The following is a 25,610-nucleotide window of genomic DNA, read 5'->3' on the forward strand; positions in this document are numbered from 1 at the left end:
ATAGGTAGTAGCGAACTTATGTGAACGACAACCTCAAAAATGATAAAAGTTAGGACTTACGGTTCTTAAATATGTTATTTAGAAATAAATATAAAAACCTTCCAAATAATTGTTTTAAATAATTACGTTTGTTAATATTATAATGGGTGATGAAAAATAGAAGTTACTCGGATATGTATATTAATAATCATAAAAAACAATTAAAGTGAGGTGATAGTAGTGGAAAAAGCATATAAGTTTAGAATGTATCCAAATAAAAAGCAACAAGAGTTAATTAACAAAACTTTTGGATGTTGTAGATTTGTATATAATAAGTATCTTGCTAAAAAAATAGAATTTTATGAAAACAATAAAGAAACTTTTACTTATAAACAGTGTAGTTCTGATTTGACCAATTTAAAAAGAGAATTAAAGTGGCTTAAAGAACCTGACAAATTTTCACTACAAAACACCTTAAAAGATTTAGAAAACGCATATAAAAAATTCTTTAAAGAAAATGCAGGATTTCCTAAATTTAAATCAAAGAAAACTAATAGATTTTCATATAGAACTAACTTTACAAATGGAAATATTATGTGCTGTGGTCAATATATAAAATTACCTAAACTTGGTATGGTCAAAGTAAGGGATAAACAAGTACCTCAAGGGAGAATACTTAATGCTACTGTATCTAGGGAGCCAAGTGGCAAATATTATGTATCATTATGTTGTACTGATATAGAGATTGAAGCACTTGAAAATACTAATAATAAGATAGGTTTAGATTTAGGAATTAAAGAATTTTGTATCTCAAGTTGTGGACAATTTATAGAAAATCCTAAGTATCTTCAAAAGTCATTAAACAAACTTTCTAAATTACAAAGAAAACTATCGAGAAAAACAATTGGTAGTTTAAATAGAAATAAAGCAAGATTAAAAGTTGCAAGACTTCAAGAACATATAGCTAATCAAAGGAAGGATTTTCTACAAAAACTATCTACTAAATTAATACGAGAGAATGATATTATTTGCATAGAAGATTTACAAGTAAAGAATATGACTAGAAATCGTAAATTATCTCGCTTAATTTCTGATGTGTCATGGTCAGAATTTATTCGTCAATTAGAATACAAGGCTAATTGGTATGGTAGACAAATTGTAAAGGTAGGTAAATTCTTTGCAAGTTCACAAATATGCAATAAATGTGGGTACAAAAACGAGGAAGTTAAGAGTTTAAATATAAGAGAATGGATTTGTCCTTGTTGTAATGTAACTCACGATAGAGACATAAATGCGAGTATAAATATACTAAAAGAAGGATTAAGACTAATAACAGTTTAAAATAGATAACGTATGTAAGAACCGTAGGAACTACGGGGATAGCCTGTGGAGAATTGGTAAGACATATTTTAGTATGCGAAATTCTATGAAACAGGAACCCTGTGACTTTAGTCATGGGAGGTTCAGGAAGCATAATTTACATAACTATCTTTACCAGCCGTATGTATTATAAATGTATCCATAGAATGTGTGTTAGGCAAAATTTTTACAAAGTCTAATACAATTTGAGGTGCATTAAAGGAATGTACAGGGTAAGCTACTCCTACCATATTATATGATGTTAAATGAATTTTAGATTTTTTAATATTTTCAATTTTTGTACATTCGACACAAAATTGTTGACTTTCCAATTCTTGCTTTAGTTTATTAATTATATATTCTGTCATGCCAGTTCCAGAAAAGTAAAATATACATAACTTATTCAAAGTAATACCTCCTATTAAATAAAATAGTCACTTGTTAGAGTCATTATAACATAGAACTAATTAAGTTAATAGAAGGACAAAAATATTTAAATCGCTAGTATTTTCAAGGTAGAAGAATATATTTATATAGAGGTATTACTTATATAATTAATAAGATTCTAATGTACAATATTTTATCTTAACAAGTTAAGATATCGATTTAAACTTAAATAAAACATAGAGAATATATAAAGTATTTATTTTAGATATTGTTTTAAGAGATTCTGTGCTCTATGAATCAACTCTTTACGTATTGACTCAGGTTCAATACATTCACATCTATCTCCAAAACGTAGAATAAGACCATAACCATAATCATTATTGATAAATGGAAAATTTACAATATACTTATTATTTTCACATGGTGTAATATTTTCTTCTCCACAGAAATCGGCCATCCAGCCGAGAAGCGTTTCATCAACTAGTAATTTAACTTTAATTTTATGCTCAATTTCTTTTGGGCTATCTAACTTTTCATAATTAAATTCTCTAGAAACAAAAGATTTTTCTTGAATGGTAAGAGAATCCATACGTGACAAACGAAATATTCTAAATTCATTTTTTGAGATACAAAAAGCTTGTAAATACCAAAGTGACTGTTTTAAAACTAATCTGTATGGTTCTACAATTCTTTTACTTTTTTTATTTGTGCTATCAGTATATTGAAATTCTACATAATGGTTTTTCTCTAATGCATATTTTAATTCTTTGATATGTGCAGGTATGACTTGTATACCTTGCCAAGGTGTATTGTCTATAAAAATTTTATTTGTCTGCATTTTAATATCATTTATTTGTGAACTTGGTAGTAGACCTTTTATCTTTGCAATGGTATATATAATATCATCATTTGATAATGGATAATTGTCAAGACAAGTCAGTAAAGATGTAATATCAGAAACTGTAAATAGACCTTTTTCAAGTTTGTATTGTTCCATAATAGCAATGCCTCCTTTAGCTCCCATGTGGGTCACAATAGGTATTCCAGCAGCATTAATTGCTTCAATATCTCGGTATATTGTTCGTTTTGATACCTCAAATATATCTGCTAAAGAAGATGCACTTATTTTATTATGTTGCAATAATAACATAACAATAGATAACATTCTTGCTAATTTCATATAATCACCCAAAATAATTATAGGATGTATGACATATAGATGTCAACATTATGCTGGTATTATAACAAAGTAAGTATTTAAATATTAAAAAAGGAGGAGATGTTATGAAACATTTTTGTACTTGTCCAGTTGACAAATGCCCAAGGAATCCAAAAAATCATGATAAAGGGTGTGATTCATGTATTATTGATAATCTAGAAAAGAAGAAAATGCCAGCTTGTTTTTTTGGTATAGTTAATGAGGATATCAGTGATGTAACTGATTATTCAATGGAAGGCTTTGTGAGATACTTTCATAAGCACAAAGGCAAATAATAGTATATAGTGATATTTTATTAATAGTGATTTGATTTCAATAATCTAACTTTAACTAAAAAAATCAGATAAAACTAAATTTTATCTGATTTTTTTATATTTATTTTATTAGATTATGTTAATATTTGTTGACCGAATAAAAATATATTCAGTCAACTCTCTATACCTATAATAATATTGGGGGAATATTATGAGGAATACATTTATTATTATTGCCAATTATTGATGTCTTATACAATTTACTTGAAATTACTTAAAAAATAAAAATATTTTACATTTCTTCCTCATCAAATTCTTCAATATTAGTACTTTGTGGCATTCCTTGTATAGACATATTACTAGAACCATAAGGAGTAGGATATATACTAGGAGGCATAGTACTAGGCATAACTACAGGCATACCTTGCATTGTATTATGACATATGACACCTGGTATCATCATAAGTACATTAGGAGGCATATTTTGATTACATGAGAAGTTAGGAATACCCATAGTATTATTTATGTTATTGTTCATATTATATCCCATATTACTGTTCATATTTCCAGGCATACCAGTATTACCATACATATTATTATTCATATTACCAGACATGTTGTTAGGCATACCCATATTATTATTCATGTTATTAGGCATACCCATGTTATTATTATTCATATTGCCAGACATGTTATTAGGCATACCCATATTATTATTGTTCATATTGCCAGACATATTGTTAGGCATACCCATGTTATTATTGTTCATATTACCAGACATATTATTAGGCATACCCATGTTATTATTGTTCATATTACCAGACATATTGTTAGGCATACCCATGTTATTAGATGCATTATAGTTCATGTTATTAGGCATATTATTTGTAGTAGATGTGTTGTAATTCATATTTCCGGATGTATTATTTGTGTTAGGCAAGTTGTTTGGAGAATTACTGCTTTTAGGATAATTATTTGCGCTGTTAGAATAAATATTATTTACATTCTGATTATTAGGTAGTTTTGTATAACCATTAGAAATTTGTGGGTCATTTCTCAATTCATCTTGGGGAATTTCTTCGTTAGTAATATAATCTGCATAGTTAGCTGGGTCTAAGTAAGGCATGTAACTAGTGTCTAAATCCTTTTTTTTCTTGTTACTCATATTAAACTTGCACCTCCTAGAAAACTATAAAAAAGTTTACAAAAACTTATTCTAATAATATATATATTAAAAAAGGTGATAATATGTGCATTCTAATTATTATTAAATAAATAAAAATTATTGTTGCAAATTCAGAAATGATAGCATATAATGAACATATGAACAGTTATTCATATATTAAAATGACGGAGGATTAAAATGAGAGAAGAGATAAATGATTGTAATTGTAATATAATACACGAAGAAATAGTAATAGAAGCTAAATCAACTATGCCAGATGAAGAAATGCTATATGATTTAGCAGAGTTATTTAAAGTGTTTGGAGATACTACTAGGGTAAAGATATTATATGCATTATTTGCAAATGAAATGTGTGTATGTGATATAGCGAGTTTATTAAATATGACTCATTCTGCAATATCTCATCAACTTAGAGTATTAAAGCAGGCTAGGTTAGTAAAGTTTAGAAGAGAAGGAAAAACAGTGTATTACTCACTAGATGATAGTCATATAAGCCAAATATTTGATTGTGGATTAAACCATATTAGAGAGACTTATAAATGATAAATGAGAGGAGTGAACATATATGGAAGCAAACAATATAATTAAAAAAGAATTTATATTAGGAGGCTTAAATTGTGCACACTGTGCAGAAGAGATTAATAATAAAGTTTCTAAGCTACAAGAAGTTAAGTCTTCCAACCTAAATTTTATAAATAAAAAACTTACAGTAAATATAGAAGATAGTTTCAATGAAGATACTACTATAGAAAAGATAATAGATATAATAGATTCAACAGAACCAGGTCTTGATATACAAATAAGTTCTAAAGGAAATTCATCTAATAAGACATCAATTAAAAAAGAACTTATATTAGGAGGCTTAAACTGTGCGCATTGTGCAGAAGAGATTAACAATAAAGTTTCTAAATTAAAAGAAATTGAATCTTCTAACTTAAACTTTGTAAATAAAAAACTTACAGTAAATATACTTAATGATTTTGAAGAGGATAATGTTATAAGCAAAATAAAGGAAATAATAGATTCTACAGAGCCAGGGCTTGATATACAAGTAGAGTCTGCTAACAAAGTAAAATCTAGAACTACTGAAAAAGCAGGAACTGTAAATGATACAAATAAGAAGGAATTAATTCCACTTATAATTGGAGCTCTCGTATATATCTTTGGTATATATCAAACAGCTACAGGTTATGAAAGTCAATTTAGTAATATAGTATTTATAGTTGCTTATGTAATAGTAGGTGGCGATGTACTTTTAAGAGCAATAAGAAATATATCAAAGGGAAGAGTATTTGATGAGAACTTTTTGATGGCTCTAGCAACAGTTGGAGCGTTAGCAATAGGAGAACTATCAGAAGCAGTAGGGGTTATGCTATTCTATAAAATAGGAGAGTATTTACAAGGTGTTGCAGTTGGTAAGTCTAGAAAGTCTATAACTTCACTTATGCAAATAAGACCAGATTATGCAAATCTGAAAGTTAATTCTGAAGTTAAGGTAGTGTCACCAGAAGAAGTAAATGTGGGTGATATAATAGTAGTAAAACCTGGTGAAAAAGTGCCACTAGATGGTGTTGTAGTAGATGGTATTTCTATGCTAGATACCTCTGCACTTACAGGTGAATCAGTATTGAGAGAAGTTGAAAAAGGGGATGAAATTTTATCTGGTGTTATAAATAAGAATGCTTTGTTGAGTATTGAAGTTACAAAGAGTTTTGGAGAATCAACAGTTTCAAAAATCCTTGACCTTGTTGAAAACTCTAGTATTAAAAAATCAAAAACAGAAAACTTCATATCTAAATTTTCAAGATATTATACTCCAATAGTAGTTATAGCTGCTTTATTGATAGCATTTGTTCCACCCCTTGTAATCTCAGGTGAAGTATTTAGTGATTGGTTGTATAGAGGATTGATATTCTTGGTTGTTTCTTGCCCTTGTGCGCTAGTTTTATCAATACCACTTAGTTTCTTTAGTGGAATTGGATTTGCATCTAAAAATGGTATCCTTATTAAGGGAAGTAATTATTTAGAAGCTTTAAGAAGTGTAGATACAGTAGTGTTTGATAAAACAGGAACACTTACTAAAGGTGTATTTAATGTAACTAAGTTAAATCCTGAAGGTATATCAGAAGAAGAGTTACTAGAATTTGCAGCTATTGCAGAAGTAAACTCAAACCATCCAATAGCTAAATCTATATTAAGTTACTATAATAAAAAAATTGATTTAGATACAATAGATAGCTATGAGGAAATAGCAGCTTATGGAATCAGAGTAAACTATAATGGAAAATGTATATTAGCAGGTAATGAGAAACTTATGAAGAAGGAGAATATATCCTATTCACCAGCTAAAGAAGTGGGCACAGTAGTCTATATTGCTGTTGATAAAGTGTACAGAGGTTATATAGTTATATCTGACGAAGTAAAAGAAGATAGTAAAAATGCTATAAGAAGTTTAAAATCAATAGGAATAAAAGAAGTTGTAATGTTAACTGGAGATAATGAGAAAGTAGCAAAAAATATTGCTCAAGAATTAGAATTAGATACAGTTTATTCAAATTTACTTCCTAATGAAAAAGTTGATAGATTAGAATCTTTATATGAAGGAAGAACTGAAAAAGAAAAAATAGCCTTTGTAGGTGATGGAATAAATGATGCTCCAGTCCTAGCTCGTGCTGATGTTGGTATAGCAATGGGAGGTTTAGGTTCAGATGCAGCGATTGAAGCGGCAGATGTAGTGCTTATGACAGATGAACCTAGTAAAATATCTAAAGCTATTGAGATAGCAAACAAGACTAATAAAATAGTATGGCAAAATATAATATTTGCTTTAGGAGTAAAAATTATAGTTATGATATTAGGAGCTGGAGGTATAGCTACTATGTGGGAAGCTATATTTGCTGATGTAGGAGTAGCGCTTATAGCAGTATTAAATGCTATGAGAGCTATGAGATAAATTATAAATATAGATATATACTATTATTAAAAAACATATAGTAATATAATAGTGAAGTATATAATTATAAATAAAAGTATCAATAAGTTTATTTTGAACCTATTGATACTTTTTATTTGTATATAAATCTATACCTATTATTTTGATTTAATGTTCTTATGTGGTATATTTTTTAACTTATATAGGTGATTCATGTGTATTACTAAGCTTATATAAAGAAATAAGAATTACAAATGTGTAGATTAGTAATTATAATTTTATAAAAAAAAATATATATAAAAAGTTTCTAATCATATGATATAACTACTATTCAGTAAACTGGATAATATAAAAAAGTAAATATTTTAAAAAAATAATTTGAAAAAGTGTTGACGGATTATTTTTAAGGTGATATAGTATTACTTGTCCTTAAGAAAAGGGCAAACATGAAAAATGAACTTTGAAAATTAAACAGTAGGTTAATTTATAAAACAAGAAACAAACCATAAAGCCAGATATTTTGATAACAATAGTATCTGAGCCTGATAAACTTTTATTTGAGAGTTTGATCCTGGCTCAGGATGAACGCTGGCGGCGTGCCTAACACATGCAAGTTGAGCGATTTACTTCGGTAAAGAGCGGCGGACGGGTGAGTAACGCGTGGGTAACCTACCCTGTACACACGGATAACATACCGAAAGGTATGCTAATACGGGATAATATATTTGAGAGGCATCTCTTAAATATCAAAGGTGAGCCAGTACAGGATGGACCCGCGTCTGATTAGCTAGTTGGTAAGGTAACGGCTTACCAAGGCAACGATCAGTAGCCGACCTGAGAGGGTGATCGGCCACATTGGAACTGAGACACGGTCCAAACTCCTACGGGAGGCAGCAGTGGGGAATATTGCACAATGGGCGAAAGCCTGATGCAGCAACGCCGCGTGAGTGATGAAGGCCTTCGGGTCGTAAAACTCTGTCCTCAAGGAAGATAATGACGGTACTTGAGGAGGAAGCCCCGGCTAACTACGTGCCAGCAGCCGCGGTAATACGTAGGGGGCTAGCGTTATCCGGATTTACTGGGCGTAAAGGGTGCGTAGGCGGTCTTTCAAGTCAGGAGTGAAAGGCTACGGCTCAACCGTAGTAAGCTCTTGAAACTGGGAGACTTGAGTGCAGGAGAGGAGAGTGGAATTCCTAGTGTAGCGGTGAAATGCGTAGATATTAGGAGGAACACCAGTTGCGAAGGCGGCTCTCTGGACTGTAACTGACGCTGAGGCACGAAAGCGTGGGGAGCAAACAGGATTAGATACCCTGGTAGTCCACGCTGTAAACGATGAGTACTAGGTGTCGGGGGTTACCCCCCTCGGTGCCGCAGCTAACGCATTAAGTACTCCGCCTGGGAAGTACGCTCGCAAGAGTGAAACTCAAAGGAATTGACGGGGACCCGCACAAGTAGCGGAGCATGTGGTTTAATTCGAAGCAACGCGAAGAACCTTACCTAAGCTTGACATCCCAATGACATCTCCTTAATCGGAGACTTCCCTTCGGGGACATTGGTGACAGGTGGTGCATGGTTGTCGTCAGCTCGTGTCGTGAGATGTTGGGTTAAGTCCCGCAACGAGCGCAACCCTTGTCTTTAGTTGCCATCATTAAGTTGGGCACTCTAGAGAGACTGCCAGGGATAACCTGGAGGAAGGTGGGGATGACGTCAAATCATCATGCCCCTTATGCTTAGGGCTACACACGTGCTACAATGGGTAGTACAGAGGGTTGCCAAGCCGTAAGGTGGAGCTAATCCCTTAAAGCTACTCTCAGTTCGGATTGTAGGCTGAAACTCGCCTACATGAAGCTGGAGTTACTAGTAATCGCAGATCAGAATGCTGCGGTGAATGCGTTCCCGGGTCTTGTACACACCGCCCGTCACACCACGGGAGTTGGAGACGCCCGAAGCCGACTATCTAACCTTTTGGAAGAAGTCGTCGAAGGTGGAATCAATAACTGGGGTGAAGTCGTAACAAGGTAGCCGTATCGGAAGGTGCGGCTGGATCACCTCCTTTCTAAGGAGAATTACCTACTGTTTAATTTTGAGGGTTCGTTTTTACGAATACTCAAAACTAGCACTTAAAGCAACGGGATTTAGCCGTTGGCACTGTGCGTTAGCACTTTGAAAACTGCATATATATTTAGTGATATGACATCTAATTTGTAATATATAAAGCTGATAACTTTTAAAAATTATCAAGTTGATAGACTTTAATCTATCAAACCTTTTTAACTGGTCAAGTTATTAAGGGTGCAGGGCGGATGCCTTGGCACTAGGAGCCGATGAAGGACGTGATAAGCTGCGATAAGCTTCGGGGAGTTGCACGTAAACTTTGATCCGAAGATTTCCGAATGAGGAAACTCACTTAGAGTAATGTCTAAGTATCATTAAGTGAATACATAGCTTAATGAGGGGAACTCAGGGAACTGAAACATCTAAGTACCTGAAGGAAGAGAAAGAAATTCGATTCCGTAAGTAGCGGCGAGCGAACGCGGAATAGCCCAAACCAATAAAGTTTTCTTTATTGGGGTTGCGGACATATCATAACGAAGAGGTATCGTAATTGAAGAGGTTTGGAAAGACCCACCACAGAAGGTAATAGTCCTGTATGTTAAACGAGAAGACTTCAGATATGATCCAGAGTACCACGGGACACGTGAAACCCTGTGGGAAGCAGGAGGGACCACCCTCCAAGGCTAAATACTACCTAGTGACCGATAGCGTATAGTACCGTGAGGGAAAGGTGAAAAGAACCCCGGGAGGGGAGTGAAATAGAACCTGAAACCCTGCACTTACAAGCTGTGGAAGCACATTTCTTGTGTGACCGCGTACTTTTTGTAGAACGGGCCAACGAGTTACGTTAAGTAGCAAGGTTAAGCACTTAAGGTGTGGAGCCGTAGCGAAAGCGAGTTTTAACTGAGCGTTCAGTTACTTGACGTAGACCCGAAACCGGGCGACCTACCCATGAGCAGGATGAAGCGAAAGTAAAATTTCGTGGAGGTCCGAACCCACGAGCGTTGAAAAGCTCGGGGATGACTTGTGGGTAGCGGTGAAATTCCAATCGAGCCCGGAGATAGCTGGTTCTCCCCGAAATAGCTTTAGGGCTAGCCTCAAGGTGAGAGATACGGAGGTAGAGCACTGAATGTCCTAGGGGGTATTGCACCTACCGAAGACTATCAAACTCCGAATGCCGTCATCTTATACTTGGGAGTCAGACTGTGGGTGATAAGATTCATAGTCGAAAGGGCAACAGCCCAGATCGTCAGCTAAGGTCCCTAAATGTAAGTTAAGTGGTAAAGGATGTGGGATTGCACAGACAACCAGGATGTTGGCTTAGAAGCAGCCACTCATTCAAAGAGTGCGTAATAGCTCACTGGTCGAGTGATCCTGCGCCGAAGATTTCCGGGGCTAAAACTTACTACCGAAGCTACGGCATCAGTAATGATGGGTAGGGGAGCTTCCCATATGGGTTGAAGCATGACCGTAAGGACATGTGGACAGTATGGGAGTGAGAATGTTGGCATGAGTAGCGAGATGTGGGTGAGAATCCCACAGGCCGTAAACCCAAGGTTTCCAGGGGAAGGTTCGTCCGCCCTGGGTTAGTCGGGACCTAAGCTGAGGCCGAAAGGCGTAGGTGATGGACAACAGGTTGATATTCCTGTACTACCGATAACCGTTTGAGAGATGGGATGACACAGTAGGATAAGCTAAGCACACTGTTGGTTATGTGTGCCCAAGCATTGAGGCAGTCAGAGTAGGTAAATCCGCTTTGATAATGCTGGGATGTGATGGGGAGCGAAATTTAGTAGCGAAGTAGCTGATTTCACACTGTCAAGAAAAGTCTCTATCGAGGTTAAAGGTACCCGTACCGCAAACCGACACAGGTGGGTGAGGAGAGTATCCTAAGGCCCGCGAGAGAACTGTTGTTAAGGAACTCGGCAAAATGACCCCGTAACTTAGGGATAAGGGGTGCCACCATCCGGTGGCCGCAGAGAATAGGCCCAAGCGACTGTTTACCAAAAACATAGGTTTCTGCTAAGTCGCAAGACGATGTATAGGAGCTGACGCCTGCCCGGTGCTGGAAGGTTAAGGGGATCTGTTAGAGCAATCGAAGCAGTGAACTTAAGCCCCAGTAAACGGCGGCCGTAACTATAACGGTCCTAAGGTAGCGAAATTCCTTGTCGGGTAAGTTCCGACCCGCACGAAAGGCGTAACGATTTGGGCACTGTCTCAACAACAGACTCGGTGAAATTGTAATTCCGGTGAAGATGCCGGATACCTGCGACAGGACGGAAAGACCCCATGGAGCTTTACTGTAGCTTGACATTGGGTCTTGGTACTACATGTACAGGATAGGTGGGAGGCTTTGAAACCAGGACGCCAGTTTTGGCGGAGCCATCCTTGGGATACCACCCTTGTAGTACTGGGACTCTAACCATAGGCCATGAATCTGGTCTTGGGACACTGTCAGGTGGGCAGTTTGACTGGGGCGGTCGCCTCCCAAAAGGTAACGGAGGCGCTCAAAGGTTCTCTCAGTACGGTCGGAAATCGTACGTAGAGTGTAAAGGCAAAAGAGAGCTTGATTGCAAGACATACAGGTCGAGCAAGGATGAAAATCGGACTTAGTGATCCGGTGGTTCTGCGTGGAAGGGCCATCGCTCAACGGATAAAAGCTACCCTGGGGATAACAGGCTTATCTCCCCCAAGAGTCCACATCGACGGGGAGGTTTGGCACCTCGATGTCGGCTCATCACATCCTGGGGCTGTAGTAGGTCCCAAGGGTTGGGCTGTTCGCCCATTAAAGTGGTACGCGAGCTGGGTTCAGAACGTCGTGAGACAGTTCGGTCCCTATCCGTCGCAGGCGTAGGAAATTTGAGAAGACCTGTCCTTAGTACGAGAGGACCGGGATGGACGTACCTCTGGTGTACCAGTTGTTCTGCCAAGGGCATGGCTGGGTAGCTATGTACGGAATGGATAAGCGCTGAAAGCATCTAAGCGCGAAGCCAACTTCAAGATAAGATTTCCCACCGCAAGGGTAAGACCCCAGAAAGACTATCTGGTTGATAGGTCGAAGGTGTAAGTGCAGCAATGTATTTAGCTTATCGATACTAATAGGTCGAGGACTTGACCAAATTATTTGATGTCCATTCAGTAAAATATATGTGTAGTTTTTAGAGTGCTAACTCTAAAGAAACTAGTATTGCTAGATTCTAATAACTTAATAGATATATTAAGCATAGAAATTATGTGGTTACAATAGCAGAGAGGATACACCTGTTCCCATTCCGAACACAGAAGTTAAGCTCTCTAGCGCTGATGGTACTTGGTGGGAAACTGCCTGGGAGAGTAGGACGTAGCCACGTAATTTTTTTTATTTATTAAGTTTCTTATTTTTAAAGTACTATTTTTAAAGTGTGTTATAAATACTTTGTATAAATACATATAATAGTTTAAAGAGATTGATTCTTTAAATATAGGGTGTAACTCTTATAGATATGTACTTTTAAATAAGAAAGGAGATAGATAAGTAAGTGTCTGTAATCAATAGTTTTATTTTACAATATGGATTAATCTCTGTATTTGTATTAATTATGATTGAGTATGCTTGTTTTCCATTACCTAGTGAAGTTGTTTTACCATTATGCGGAGCAATTGCTGCAAGAAATCATTTTGGATTTTTGACAATTCTAATTTTAAGTATAATTGCAGGTATACTTGGTTCAATATTTTGTTACACAGTAGGAAATTGGGGTGGTAAATCTATCACAAATAAAATAGTAGAGATATGTCCAAAGGCAAGAAAAGGAATATTTGCATCTCAGGACTATTTTAATAAATATTCTTCTATTTCTGTTTGTGTATGTAGATTAATTCCATTATGTAGAACATACATATCTTTTATAGCAGGTATAGCAGGTCAAAATATTATAACTTTTGTAATATCATCTCTTGTGGGAATTACCATATGGAATACTTCCTTAATTAGTATTGGGTATATTTTCTCAGAGAGTTGGGTAAAAATAATGTCGCATTATAATGATTATAAATTCCTAGTTCTAATTATACCAATATCTATAATTATCATTGGGTTTGCTATTAAGTCATATATACATAAAAAACATCACAAGATAAGATTATAAAAAAATAGTAGATTTTCTCATTATTTTCTATACTTACTGTAAGATTTAAATGCTTGAGTTAATTTCTAATAATCAAAATCCCCGTTTTTAGCCTAGTGTGGAAACGGGGATTTTTAATGCCAAATAGGTAGTGAATATGTTGAATTTAATAATGAAATAGCATATTAAGTAGTAATTAATATATAATTAATTATCAGTTTTATTTTTATATATGGCTATTTTTTCTTGAATATCCAAGTACACTTATTGCAAAAGAAACAATGAATAAGGTTATAACTGTGATGCAAGTTACTAACAAATAGGATTGTGTTGAAGTTGGAATAGCGGAAAATCCAGGTCCATCCTCAAAATATTTGATGAAATAGAAAATAGGAACGACGAAAAGTAATCCTAGTGTCTGTGCTGAACGGAAGCCAAACCAATATGTAAGAGGTAAGCAAATAGCAGTGCAAGTAAGTGGCAAAATAATTGAAGCAATGATAGATAAGCCCAAGAGACTGATTTCAAAATTACTATAGAAAATGCTGCTCATTAAACTAAATATAATGCTTCCAGATAAACTGAAAACCAATGTGCATATAACAGAAATATACTTGCTTGCAACTACAGAATATCCACTAACAGGCATAGCTAATTGGTATCTTTTCCAGTTTACATTTTCATCACTTGCAAAACTTATAATATTTTGCATACCTATTGTAATAGAAAACATAATTGAAGTCATTAGCCCAGCATATATTCCCATATTCATAATGAGAAGGATAATAGCCGCTATTGAAATTATAATAAGTTTCTTATCAATACTTTTTAAAAAGAGGTAGAAGTCTTTGTAGATTAATCCTCGCATAATATTCCTCCTTTGATATAGAAAAGCATAATATCTTCCAATGTTGCACTATCAACAATTACATCCTTATATTTTCTTCTTGTAGTCTCTTTATTATCAACTAAACATTCTATACTTACATTTGTTTGTCTGCAAATAAGATAATCATCTTGTGAGATAGTTTTAAATTTTTCTTTTCCACATCTAATAATTCCATAATTATAGATTAAGTTATCTTTTTGTTCTTCAAAAACAATTTTTCCTTTATGAATTAACACTACATAATCTGCAATTTTTTCTATATCTGATGTGATATGAGATGAAAAGAAAATGGAGTGTTCCTCATCTTGGATGAACTCTAAAAATAAATCCAAGATTTCATCTCGGCTAACAGGGTCAAGCCCAGTTGTTGCTTCATCTAGAATTAGAAGCTTTGGTTTATGAGCGATGGCACATATAATAGATAGTTTCATTTTCATTCCTTTAGAAAATGAGCCAATAGGTTTTTTAAATGGGAGATTGAATTTTTCTAGATAATGTTTATAAAGCGTATCATCCCATGATGTATATATGCCAGAGAGGATTTTTCCAATATGTTTTGCAGTAAAAATCTCATGAAAATTACACTCATCAAAGACAATACCGATATCATTTTTAATTGAATCTGTTGTATTGTCTACTCCAAATATTTCAATTTTTCCAGCGTCTTTTTCAAATTCATTTAATATCAAGTTGATTGTTGTACTTTTTCCAGCTCCATTTTCACCAATAAAACCAACAATTCTACCTTTTGGAACCCGAAATGAAATATTTTTTAATGAAAAATCATCAAAATCTTTATATAAGTTTTGAACTAAAACATTATTATTTTCCATAGTTTCACATCTCCTTAATCTTCATAGAATAATTTTAGAATATTTGTCATTTGCTCATAAGATATACCATGTGTACGACCAATTTCTGAAACTTTTTGTAATAATTCTTCTGCTATTCTTAACTGCTCTTCTTGAATGAACTCTTTATTTTGACTAGAAACAAAACTACCTTTACCAGAGACAGTTTCAATAAATCCATCACGAGTTAAATCCTCATATGCCCGTTGAACAGTAATTACACTTATATGTAAATCTTTTGCTAGACTTCTCATAGATGGGAGCATCTCACCAGCAGATAACGTTCCATTCATTATAAGATTTTTAATCTGTAAACATATTTGTTCATATATAGGTTTATCACTACTGTTGCTAATGATTATTTCCATTTAATCCTCCTATACTGTACTTACTGTACTTATTGGTTAAGTACAGTATAGGCTTATAAATAAGTATTGTCAAGATAATAAATATAAAAGAGAGAATAATGCAATAATTGATATATTGGTCAATATATTGTGTATTTTTCACAGATACAGTATGGTTGTCCATCATAAGATATATCTATAAAGTTCAGTATATGACTATTGAAATAAGCTATAACCTGACAATTTTCAATTATTTCCGTAAAAAAATCTATAAGATATATCTACAGGTAATTTTTTCTTTAAAATAGAGAAAGAGGTATCATTAATTTATAAAATCGATTTTAGCTTATATCCTTTTATGCTAAAATGGTGTTAAGAAATGAAACAAATACTATTTATATAAAAGGGGTAAGAATATGGATATAATAGATAATCTAAGGGTACAAGGGGTAGATGAGAAACTTATTGAAGATGTACTGTATTTTAGACGTTATTATGCTCTAGAGAAAAATTTAGAATACAGGGTAACAAAGTCTAAAACTTATTTTTATGGAAGAGATATTTTGTCTATGTGTATAGCAGCTATTTTAGAAGAAGAAAATATATTATTATCAGGACCAAAGGCAACAGGAAAAAACTTACTTGCTGATAATTTGGGTGAGATATTTAATAGACCCCAATGGAATACATCATTTCATATAAATACAGACAGTTCCACACTTATAGGTACAGATACTTTTATAGATAATGAAGTTAAACTTAGAAGGGGTTCAGTCTATGAATGTGCCATCAATGGGGGCTTTGGTGTATTTGATGAAATTAACATGGCAAAGAATGATGCTATAGTTGTGGTACATTCAGCTTTAGATTATAGAAGATTGATTGATGTTCCTGGATATGAAAGAGTCAACCTACATCCAGCAACAAGATTTATTGGAACTATGAATTATGAATATGCAGGAACAAAAGAACTTAATGAAGCACTAGTATCTAGATTTATGGTAATAGATATTCCTCCTATAGAAGAAGACAAGTTAATGATGATTTTAAAAAATGAATTTTCAGATGCTAATGAAGAAAAATTAATGCATTTCGCAGGAATATTTTTAGATTTACAATTGAAGTCTCAAAATGGTGAAATATCTAGTAAAGCTATTGACTTACGTGGTCTTATGGCATCTCTTAAGGCTATAAGAAGAGGCTTGAAACCAACTCTTGCAATTAATATGGGGATTACAGGAAAGACTTTCGATATATATGAAAAAGAAATGGTTGGAGATGTAATTAAAACTAGAATACCTAATAAATGGGAGAGTACAGATGTATTTCCAATAAGTCATATTTAATATAGGTGAGATTATGAAATGGATATATGATGATTATGAATTTGAAAATAGAGCTAATAACTTATCTTGGACAATAGCTGGTGATTACAATGAGAATATAGACATATCAGAAAAAGATTACTCATCAAAAGAAATAGGTCTATATTTTGCAATAATTGCAGGAGCTAGAAGAAAGTATGTAGATTGGGATATAGTTAAAAAATATCTTACAAATAGAATTAGAAAAGGATATGACAAAGATATTATATTGGGTCTAATTCAAGTTATATTAAATACAATAGTTGAAGAAAAAGCCATTAAAGATAGGCCAGGAATAGAAGATATAAGAAGAAATGCTTATAAAGATATTGTTTCACGTTTTACCAAAATACACAACGACAATATTATGGATAAAATTAAATATGCATTTGTACTTTATAATATGGACAAGCATCCAGCATTAGACAGTTTGACTAGAAGAATAGTTAATGACATAAGGAATGTAGATACAAATCAAGATATTATGGCGATTTTAAAAGCATTAGATGTTATATATTTAACTTATTTTGAATATATATTAAATGGAGAAGAAAGTAGTTCTACATATGATGAAAATAATGTAAAAGATGTTGAAGTAAACTTTGATACATTTGCTGACTTTATGTATGAAGAACTTTATAGTGAAGAAGAAGAAAATATTATTGAAAGTGATATAGATTCTATATCTTCATCTATGCTTGTAGAAGGAGTGGGAGATTTTGAAGATTCTCAATCTAGTAATTCAGCAGATAGAGTTATATATGTTGATGAAGAGACTGCAAATAAAATATATTCAAAGATAGAACATTATTATGGAAAAACTTATTTGAGTAAAGGTGAAATTAAGAAGATTGAAACACAAAACTGTAGAAATGTTCATGAAGGGTGTAGAATCCACTTTACGGATGGAGTTCTTAGAAGTGAGTGTAATAATGTATTCCAACTAAAATATGTAACAAGACAAAAAGAAAATAATTTAGGAAAATTTAGAGAACATGCTAGAATGTATAGACAGCAGATAAAAAGATTAAAAGAAAGTTTAGCTAGAATTTTAATAGAAGAAAATGCTAAAACTAGAGTGTACTCTGATTGTGGCACTATATTAGCAAATAGAGCTTGGAGAGTGGGTAGAAGTAATAATAATAAAATATTTTATAAAGATATAGAAAATGAAAAAGGGAAATATGTTATTGATATATTATTGGATGCAAGTGGTTCTCAAAGTAGAAATCAAGGAAATGTAGCAATTCAGGCTTATATAATAGCAAATGCTCTAACAGAAGTTGGTATACCAAATAGAGTTATGGGATTCTCTAGTTTTTTAGACTATACAATATTAAAAAGATTTAAAGATTATGATGATAGTTTAAAAAATAGTGAAAATATCTTTGAATACTTTTGTGCGGGTAATAATAGAGATGGTTTAGCTATAAAATCCATATGTAGTGGTCTAATAAATAGAGATGAAGAAAATAAAATTTTGATAGTTCTTAGTGATGGAAGACCAAATGATGTAAAGATAGGAAAAAATAGTGAGAGAACCTTAAGAGGAGAAAAAGCTTATAGAGGTATAATTGGTTTGAGAGATACAGCAAATGAAGTAAGAAAGGCTAGAAAACAAAATATATTGGTATTAGGAGTATTTACAGGGAAAGAATCAGAGCTTGAAGCTGAAAGATTAATATATGGAAATGATTTTATATATTCAAAAGATATAACTAGATTTTCTGATGTGGTTTCAATGTATTTGAAGAAGATAATTAGAAATTAATTAAAGTTGTAAAAAATAATTTATATACATAAAAATATAAAAACAAATAAAATCTGTAAAAAATGTAGAAATTTTCACAGAAAAGGTATACAATGATTTATATAGAAAATGATTTAAGAATAATTTAAAAATTAAATATATAATATTATAGGTTCTTCAAGCAAGATTAATAGGGAAAAAGGTTAAATTCCTTTACAGCCCCCGCTACTGTGATGCAGACGAAACTTTTGTTAGCCACTATGATGATATATTTTTATATTTCATGGGAAGGAAGAGGAGTAGGAAGAAGCTAAGTCAGGAGACCTGCCTAAAATATTAAAGTAATTTCTTCGGGGATGGAGAAAGTTTCTTATAATAATTATACAGATATGTTTATTTTATGTGTTTGTATTTGGATTGTCAAAAATTAGAAGCCTAACCATCGAGTTAGGCTTTTTTATTTTTAAAATAAATCAGACATGTATTATTTATATTTTAATTATTAGAAAAGGGAGAGAGGGGATAGTAAAATGAAACAAAATATCAAATTAGGGGTTATAGCTGCACTTATGTTAATCATTTTAACTCCAGTTACATCAAATGCAATGCACATAATGGAAGGGTACTTACCAGTAAAATGGTCTATAGCATGGGGCGTTATATTTATACCATTTTTCTTAGTAGGACTAAAATCGATAGGAAAAATAGTAAAGCAAGACCCTAAAAAGAAAGTATTATTAGCACTATGTGGAGCATTTGTATTTGTGTTGTCAGCACTAAAAATACCTTCAGTAACAGGAAGTTGTTCACATCCTACTGGAGTAGGTCTTGGAGCAATAATGTTTGGACCAAGTGTAATGTTTGTTCTTGGAACTATAGTTTTAATATTCCAAGCATTACTATTAGCGCATGGAGGAATAACTACTTTAGGAGCTAATGCTTTTTCAATGGCTATTATAGGACCAATTATATCATTCTTAATATTTAAAGCATTAAAGAAAAAAGACGGAAATAATGCAATACCAGTATTTCTTGCAGCAGCAATAGGAGATTTGGCTACATATACGATAACTTCGATACAGTTAGCACTGGCTTTTCCAGACCCATCAGGTGGAGTGATGGCTTCAGCAATTAAGTTTTTAGGAATTTTCTTTATGACTCAAATACCAATAGCAATAGCAGAAGGTATACTTACTGTAATTGTATATAACTTAGTTACAGAAAATGGAGAAAAAAGCATACTAGAAAATAATGATAAAGGAGTTAAAGCTAATGAGTGCTAAAACAAAAACGAAAACTAATATATTACTACTTTTATTAGTAGTGGCTCTTATTATATTCCCATTACTTGTTAACTCAGGTGCTGAATATGGAGGAGCAGATGGTGAAGCTGAAAGTGAAATTACTAAAATAAATCCAGATTATGAACCATGGTTTAGTAGTCCATATGAGCCACCAAGTGGAGAAATAGAAAGTTTATTATTCTCTGCACAAGCGGCATTAGGTGCAGGTGTAATAGGATACATATTAGGTGTTCAAAAAGGAAAGAGAAGTTAATTATGCTTATAATTGATAAATATGCATATACAAATAGATTAAGTAAAGTAAATCCAAATAAAAAAGTAGCCATAGGAGTAATCTTTCTGATTGCTTCTATGGTAATAAAAAATATATTTGTTTTAAGTGGAATTATGATTTTAATGAGTATTTTAGTTGTTTGTGTGGCTGGAATAGATTTAAAGAATTATTTAAAATTACTCAGAATACCAATGTACTTTTTATTTCTTAGTATAGGAATAACTCTTGTAAATATATCTTTTAATAAGGCAGACTTATTATACAGTTTTAAAATTTTTAGTTTCAATGTAGGAATATCAAAAGCATCTATTGACATGTCTATTCACGTGTTATTTAGAGCTATGTCTTGTTTGACTTGTGTGTATTTTTGTATACTTACAACACCTTTTAATCAATTAATATTCTTCTTTAAAAAAATGCATTTGCCTGATACTTTTGTTGAATTATCAATGTTAATATATAGGTTTATATTCATATTTTTAGAGGAATTCTCAGAAATATATAAATCACAAGAACTAAGATTTGGGTACATAAATTTAAAAACTTCATATAAATCCTTAGGAATTCTTGGAAGTATGCTGTACAAAAGACTTATGACAAGGTATGATGATATGTGCATATCATTAGACATAAAATTGTATGATGGTAAATTTCACATAGTAGGGGATAATGATGTTTAAAATAAATAATTTAACTTATCAATATGAAAAGAATGCTAATGCATTATTAAACATTAATATGGATTTCTCAAAGGGAAATGTTATAGGTATAATAGGTTCAAATGGTTCAGGAAAATCAACATTATTTATGAATTTAATGGGTATATTAAAACCTACATCTGGAGAAATTCTTTTTAAAGAAGAAAAATTAAAATATGATAAAAAAAGTTTGTATAATCTTAGAAAAAATGTGGGTATTGTCTTTCAAGACCCAGAAAAACAAATTTTCTATTCAAAAGTATACGACGATATAGCATTTGCAATGAGAAATATTGGTATAGATGAAAAAACAATTAAAGAGAGAATAAACAAAGCTCTAGTAGCTGTTAATGGAATAGATTTTATAGATAGACCAGTACATTTTTTAAGTTATGGTCAGAAAAAAAGGGTAGCAATAGCATCAGTTATAGCAATGGAAAATGAAATTATATTGCTTGATGAGCCTACAGCTGGTTTAGACCCAGTAAGTACTAGGTCTATTGTAGATATAATAAAGGGATTGAATAAAGATAATATAAAAATAGTAATATCCAGTCATGATATGAATCTAATGTATGAAATATGCGATTACATATATGTATTGGATAAGGGGATTTTAATTGATGAAGGAAAAGCAGAAGACGTATTTGTAAATGAAAATAACATTATACAAGCTGGCTTAGAATCCCCATGGTTAGTAAAGATACATAAAAATATGAATCTACCTTTATTTAAGAAAGAAGAAGATTTGTATAAGTACTGGAAAGAAAGAGAACTTAATACAAACAAATAATTAAGCCCTAAACCTATTTTAAAAAAATAGATTTATATATAATAACCCTTAACCTAGACCCCTTAAAGGTGCCTTATGATTCCCCAAATCATAAGGTTATTTTTTTTATTAAGTAGTAAAATAAATTATGTGGAAAAGTGTTATTTAATTGTAATATATTGGAAATAATCTATTAGTATAATACATAATTATAATTTGAAGTAATTCATATTTTAGATTAAAATATATTTATGGCTGTTAACAGGAGGAGAAATATGAATTTAGATACATTAAATCCTGCTCAAAGAGAAGCAGTAGAAAAGACTGAGGGTCCAGTACTTATACTGGCTGGAGCTGGTTCAGGTAAAACTAAGGTATTAACAACAAGAATGGCATATCTTATAGAAGATAAAGGTGTACAACCACCAAATATATTAGCTATAACATTTACAAACAAAGCTGCAAATGAAATGAGAGAGAGAGTTGAACAAAATATAGGCTCTGAAACTAAGGAAATGTGGATAAGTACATTCCATTCTTGTTGTGTTCGTATACTAAGAAAAGACATAAATAAGATTGGTTACAACAGGAGTTTTGTAATTTATGATGCTGCGGACCAAGTTACATTGGTTAAAGACTGTCTTAAAGAATTAAATTTAAGTGATAAGGTGTTTGAGCCAAAAGCAGTTATAAGTGCCATTTCAGGAGCAAAAGACAAGCTTTATACTCCAAAACAGTTTAAAGATATCAACATGGCAGATAATAGAATGAGTAAGATTGCAGACATTTATGCATTATATCAAGACCGTTTAAAAAGAAATAGTGCACTTGATTTTGATGATTTAATACTTAAAACTGTAGAGCTTTTTAAGGCTAATGAAGAAGTGCTTGCATATTATAGAAGTAGATTTAGATACATAATGGTAGATGAGTATCAAGATACAAGTAAAGCTCAGTATGAGCTGATAAAATTATTAGCAAGAGAACATCAAAATATTTGCGTTGTTGGAGATGATGACCAAAGTATTTATGGATGGAGAGGTGCAGACATAAGAAATATACTTGAATTTGAGAAAGATTACGATAATGTACATGTTGTAAAATTGGAACAAAATTATAGGTCTACACAAGTGATATTAGATGCAGCTAATAAAGTTATATCTAATAATATAGAAAGAAAAAGGAAAAAACTTTGGAGTGAAAAAAAAGAAGGAGAGCTTATAAAGATACAATTAACTGGTAGTGAAATAGAAGAAGCTGATTTTATTTCTGATTCAATTGCACAAATAGCTAGAAAAGAGAAGAGACCTTATAAAGACTTCGCAGTACTTTATAGAGCAAATGCACAAGCTAGACCTGTAGAGGATGCTTTAAATAGAAGTCAAATACCATACAATATATATGGTGGTACAAAATTTTATGAGAGAAAAGAAATAAAGGATTTATTGGCGTATTTAAGAGTTATTCAAAATCCACAAGATGATATATCTATAAAAAGAATTATAAACGTACCTAGAAGGGGTATAGGGCTTAGAACGATAGAAAAAATTGAAGATAGAGCTAATTTAAAGCAGGAGAGTATATATTCAGTACTAATTGATATAGAGACAAATTCAGATATATCTACTAAAGCAAGAGCAAGTATAAGTGGATTTGTTGATATTATAGGGACTCTTAGAACTATAAAAGAAGTATATCCTGTTAGTAAACTTATAGAAAAAGTCTTGGATACTACAGGATACATGGATGAGCTTGTAGAGATAAGAAATAAAAATGAAAAAGATTTAACTGGTAAAGGTGAGGAAGCTCAAGATAGAATTGATAACTTAAGAGAATTTATATCTATAGCTTTGGAGTTTGAAGGTAGTAACGATGAGAATTATGAAAATAAAGATTTAGAGACATTTTTAACTAGTATAGCACTTACGTCTGAATCAAATGATGAAGAAGACAATGATAGAGTTTCTCTTATGACAATTCATACATCTAAAGGACTGGAATTCCCTGTAGTATTCTTAATAGGCATGGAAGAAGGATTATTCCCTATATCAAGAGCCATAAAATCTCTAAGTGATTCACAGATAGAAGAAGAGAGAAGACTTTGTTATGTTGGTATAACTAGGGCTAAAGAAGAGTTGTATATGTCATTGACAGAGAAGAGGACATTATATGGTAAAACGAATGTTGCAATAGCTTCAAGATTTATGGAGGAATTACCAGAAGAATGTATAGAAAGACTGTACAAAGTAAAAAAAGAGCTGAGTTACTCTAAAGCAAGTTATAATATGTTAGATAAATATACTAAAAAGTATATGAATACTATAAGTAAATCTAAAGTGGCAGATAAAGTTAATGCAACGATAAAGGATTCTAATAAAGAAACTAATCCAGATGATATACAACTTGGTTCTAAAGTACATCATCCTAAATTTGGGGTTGGTACAGTAGTATCCATAATTGGAACAGATGTTACTATAGCTTTTGACAAGCAGGGAATTAAAAAAATAAATAAAGAGTATACAACACTAAATATTTTATAAAGGAGGTTAATAAAGAATGGATAGTATAAATTTTGCTAAAGACTTAATAAACTTTATATATGATAGTCCATCATCTTTTCATGCAGTTGATAGTGCTAAAGAAATTCTAGATAAAAATGGATTTCAAGAACTAACTTTGAATCATAAGTGGAACCTAAAAGTAGGTGGAAAATACTATGTTACTAAAAATTTATCTGCTATAGTGGCTTTTGTAGTTAATTCAGAAGACATAGAGAAAGATGGATTTAGGATAATAGGTTCTCATTCAGATTCTCCTACATTTAGTATTAAACCAAATGCAGAAATAGAAGCTGAAAAATCTTATTTAAAGTTGAATACAGAGTGTTATGGAGGGGCAATATTGAGTACATGGCTAGATAGACCTCTCGGGATAGCTGGTAGGGTAGTTTTAAAGAGTGATAATATATTAAAACCAAGTGAAAGACTTATAGACTTTAAAAAGCCAATTTGTATAATACCAAATCTAGCTATACATTTAAATAGAAGTATAAATGATGGTCATTCATATAACAAACAAAAAGATATGTTACCTTTGGTTGGTCTGTTAAATGATACATTAGAAAAAGACAACTTTCTTTTAAAACAAATAGCATCTAATTTGGATGTAAACATGGAAGATGTTATAGATTTTGATTTATTTTTATATGAATTTGAAAAAGGAAGCTTAATAGGGGCTAATGATGAATTTATATCTATTGGAAGACAAGACAATCTTGCAATGGTACATGCTAGTTTAAATGCTCTTGTTGATACTAAAGGTAAAAATGGCGTAAATGTAATGGCTGTATTTGATAATGAAGAAGTTGGTAGTTCTACTAAACAAGGTGCAGATTCAAACATGCTATTAAATATATTAGAGAGAATCTGTTTATCAATAGGTAAAGATAGAGAAGAGTTTTTTGAGTCTATTTATTCATCTTTTATGATATCATCAGATTTGGCTCATGCTATACATCCAAACACTCCAGAAAAACATGACCCAACTAATAAACCAGTTATGGGAAAAGGTCCAGTTATAAAGATAAATGCTAGTCAGGCATATACAAGTGATGGATATTCTATAGCTGTTTATAAAAATATATGTAGAGAAGCTAATGTTGAGTATCAAGAATTTGTCAATAGGTCAGATGAAAGAGGTGGAAGTACTATAGGGCCAATATCTTCTACTCATATAGATATACCATCTGTGGATGTGGGAAGTCCAATTTTAGCAATGCACTCTATAAGAGAATTAGGCAATGTTGAGGACCATTATAGTATATATAAAACATTTAGTAAGTTTTTTGAAATATAAATATAAGATAAACAATTTGGAGATGAGAC

19 protein-coding genes, 3 rRNA genes and 1 riboswitch are annotated in these 25,610 nt (G+C 32.3%); of the genes, 16 read left to right on the forward strand and 6 right to left on the reverse strand.

Going from position 1 to position 25,610, the window contains the following annotated elements; genetic code table 11:
• Window positions 1-210 precede the first annotated feature (210 nt).
• Entirely contained in the window at window positions 211-1,320 is a 1,110-nt protein-coding gene (tnpB, locus tag ACTG48_RS02180) for an IS200/IS605 family element RNA-guided endonuclease TnpB (protein WP_479917992.1), read from the forward strand.
• Between the two features lie 122 nt (window positions 1,321-1,442).
• Here the strand turns inward: tnpB and ACTG48_RS02185 are convergent, their stop codons facing one another.
• Window positions 1,443-1,745, reverse strand: a complete 303-nt coding sequence (locus ACTG48_RS02185; RefSeq protein ID WP_021382884.1) for a flavodoxin domain-containing protein — start codon at window positions 1,743-1,745, stop codon at window positions 1,443-1,445.
• A gap of 236 nt (window positions 1,746-1,981) precedes the next feature.
• Complete coding sequence (locus ACTG48_RS02190) at window positions 1,982-2,905, reverse strand: helix-turn-helix transcriptional regulator (protein ID WP_479917993.1); 924 nt, start codon at window positions 2,903-2,905, stop codon at window positions 1,982-1,984.
• Between the two features lie 104 nt (window positions 2,906-3,009).
• Here ACTG48_RS02190 and ACTG48_RS02195 point away from each other — a divergent pair, with 104 nt between their 5' ends.
• Window positions 3,010-3,219: a DUF6485 family protein gene (locus ACTG48_RS02195; RefSeq protein ID WP_021382880.1), complete on the forward strand. Its 210-nt coding sequence runs from the start codon at window positions 3,010-3,012 to the stop codon at window positions 3,217-3,219.
• A gap of 271 nt (window positions 3,220-3,490) precedes the next feature.
• On the opposite strand, the gene ACTG48_RS02200 is transcribed toward ACTG48_RS02195, so the two are convergent.
• The gene (locus tag ACTG48_RS02200; protein ID WP_479917994.1) at window positions 3,491-4,363 is read right to left on the reverse strand and encodes a hypothetical protein; all 873 of its coding nucleotides are present in this window, start codon (window positions 4,361-4,363) and stop codon (window positions 3,491-3,493) included.
• Between the two features lie 198 nt (window positions 4,364-4,561).
• On the opposite strand from ACTG48_RS02200, the gene ACTG48_RS02205 reads away from it, so the two are divergent.
• The 6 genes from ACTG48_RS02205 to ACTG48_RS02230 all read left to right on the forward strand — a co-directional run bounded on the left by ACTG48_RS02205 (window position 4,562) and on the right by ACTG48_RS02230 (window position 13,498).
• Entirely contained in the window at window positions 4,562-4,927 is a 366-nt protein-coding gene (locus ACTG48_RS02205) for an ArsR/SmtB family transcription factor (protein ID WP_021382879.1), read from the forward strand.
• A gap of 22 nt (window positions 4,928-4,949) precedes the next feature.
• Complete coding sequence (locus ACTG48_RS02210) at window positions 4,950-7,337, forward strand: heavy metal translocating P-type ATPase (protein WP_479917995.1); 2,388 nt, start codon at window positions 4,950-4,952, stop codon at window positions 7,335-7,337.
• A gap of 532 nt (window positions 7,338-7,869) precedes the next feature.
• Window positions 7,870-9,372: ribosomal RNA gene (locus ACTG48_RS02215) — 16S ribosomal RNA — on the forward strand.
• A 220-nt stretch (window positions 9,373-9,592) separates the two neighbouring features.
• A 23S ribosomal RNA gene (locus tag ACTG48_RS02220) occupies window positions 9,593-12,490 on the forward strand.
• Window positions 12,491-12,604: 114 nt separating this feature from the next.
• Window positions 12,605-12,721 (forward strand): 5S ribosomal RNA (gene rrf, locus ACTG48_RS02225).
• The 16S, 23S and 5S rRNA genes sit together here, the layout of an rRNA operon.
• 168 nt (window positions 12,722-12,889) lie before the next feature.
• Entirely contained in the window at window positions 12,890-13,498 is a 609-nt protein-coding gene (locus ACTG48_RS02230; RefSeq protein WP_479917996.1) for a DedA family protein, read from the forward strand.
• A gap of 205 nt (window positions 13,499-13,703) precedes the next feature.
• On the opposite strand, the gene ACTG48_RS02235 is transcribed toward ACTG48_RS02230, so the two are convergent.
• The 3 genes from ACTG48_RS02235 to ACTG48_RS02245 are packed head-to-tail and all read right to left on the reverse strand — an operon-like array spanning window position 13,704 to window position 15,585.
• The gene (locus ACTG48_RS02235; RefSeq protein WP_021382892.1) at window positions 13,704-14,345 is read right to left on the reverse strand and encodes an ABC-2 transporter permease; all 642 of its coding nucleotides are present in this window, start codon (window positions 14,343-14,345) and stop codon (window positions 13,704-13,706) included.
• The gene (locus ACTG48_RS02240) at window positions 14,333-15,199 is read right to left on the reverse strand and encodes an ABC transporter ATP-binding protein (protein WP_479917997.1); all 867 of its coding nucleotides are present in this window, start codon (window positions 15,197-15,199) and stop codon (window positions 14,333-14,335) included. Before ACTG48_RS02240 ends, ACTG48_RS02235 begins: the two co-directional genes overlap by 13 nt.
• A 14-nt stretch (window positions 15,200-15,213) precedes the next feature.
• Window positions 15,214-15,585, reverse strand: a complete 372-nt coding sequence (locus ACTG48_RS02245; RefSeq protein ID WP_021382894.1) for a GntR family transcriptional regulator — start codon at window positions 15,583-15,585, stop codon at window positions 15,214-15,216.
• Window positions 15,586-15,980: 395 nt separating this feature from the next.
• Between ACTG48_RS02245 and ACTG48_RS02250 the strand changes: the two genes are divergently transcribed.
• The 8 genes from ACTG48_RS02250 to ACTG48_RS02285 all read left to right on the forward strand — a co-directional run bounded on the left by ACTG48_RS02250 (window position 15,981) and on the right by ACTG48_RS02285 (window position 25,581).
• Window positions 15,981-16,910 carry an AAA family ATPase gene (locus ACTG48_RS02250; protein ID WP_479917998.1) on the forward strand — a complete coding sequence of 310 codons (930 nt, stop codon included), beginning with the start codon at window positions 15,981-15,983 and terminating at the stop codon, window positions 16,908-16,910.
• A 13-nt stretch (window positions 16,911-16,923) separates the two neighbouring features.
• Window positions 16,924-18,699, forward strand: coding sequence for a vWA domain-containing protein (locus ACTG48_RS02255; protein WP_479917999.1), 1,776 nt, complete (start codon window positions 16,924-16,926; stop codon window positions 18,697-18,699).
• Between the two features lie 132 nt (window positions 18,700-18,831).
• Window positions 18,832-19,024, forward strand: a riboswitch (cobalamin riboswitch).
• A gap of 184 nt (window positions 19,025-19,208) precedes the next feature.
• Window positions 19,209-19,961, forward strand: a complete 753-nt coding sequence (locus ACTG48_RS02260) for an energy-coupling factor ABC transporter permease (RefSeq protein ID WP_479918000.1) — start codon at window positions 19,209-19,211, stop codon at window positions 19,959-19,961.
• Entirely contained in the window at window positions 19,951-20,235 is a 285-nt protein-coding gene (locus tag ACTG48_RS02265; protein ID WP_021382896.1) for an energy-coupling factor ABC transporter substrate-binding protein, read from the forward strand. The genes ACTG48_RS02260 and ACTG48_RS02265 overlap by 11 nt, the downstream gene beginning before the upstream one ends.
• 2 nt (window positions 20,236-20,237) lie before the next feature.
• Window positions 20,238-20,936 carry a cobalt ECF transporter T component CbiQ gene (gene cbiQ, locus ACTG48_RS02270; protein WP_021382888.1) on the forward strand — a complete coding sequence of 233 codons (699 nt, stop codon included), beginning with the start codon at window positions 20,238-20,240 and terminating at the stop codon, window positions 20,934-20,936.
• Window positions 20,929-21,747, forward strand: coding sequence for an energy-coupling factor ABC transporter ATP-binding protein (locus ACTG48_RS02275; protein WP_479918001.1), 819 nt, complete (start codon window positions 20,929-20,931; stop codon window positions 21,745-21,747). Before cbiQ ends, ACTG48_RS02275 begins: the two co-directional genes overlap by 8 nt.
• Window positions 21,748-22,001: 254 nt before the next feature.
• Window positions 22,002-24,266: a DUF3553 domain-containing protein gene (locus ACTG48_RS02280; RefSeq protein ID WP_479918002.1), complete on the forward strand. Its 2,265-nt coding sequence runs from the start codon at window positions 22,002-22,004 to the stop codon at window positions 24,264-24,266.
• Window positions 24,267-24,282: 16 nt separating this feature from the next.
• Window positions 24,283-25,581 (forward strand): M18 family aminopeptidase, encoded by a 1,299-nt coding sequence (locus tag ACTG48_RS02285; RefSeq protein ID WP_479918003.1) that lies wholly within the window; start codon window positions 24,283-24,285, stop codon window positions 25,579-25,581.
• Window positions 25,582-25,610: the final 29 nt, after the last annotated feature.

The sequence above is a fragment of the Clostridioides sp. LIBA-6822 genome, assembly GCF_056688955.1.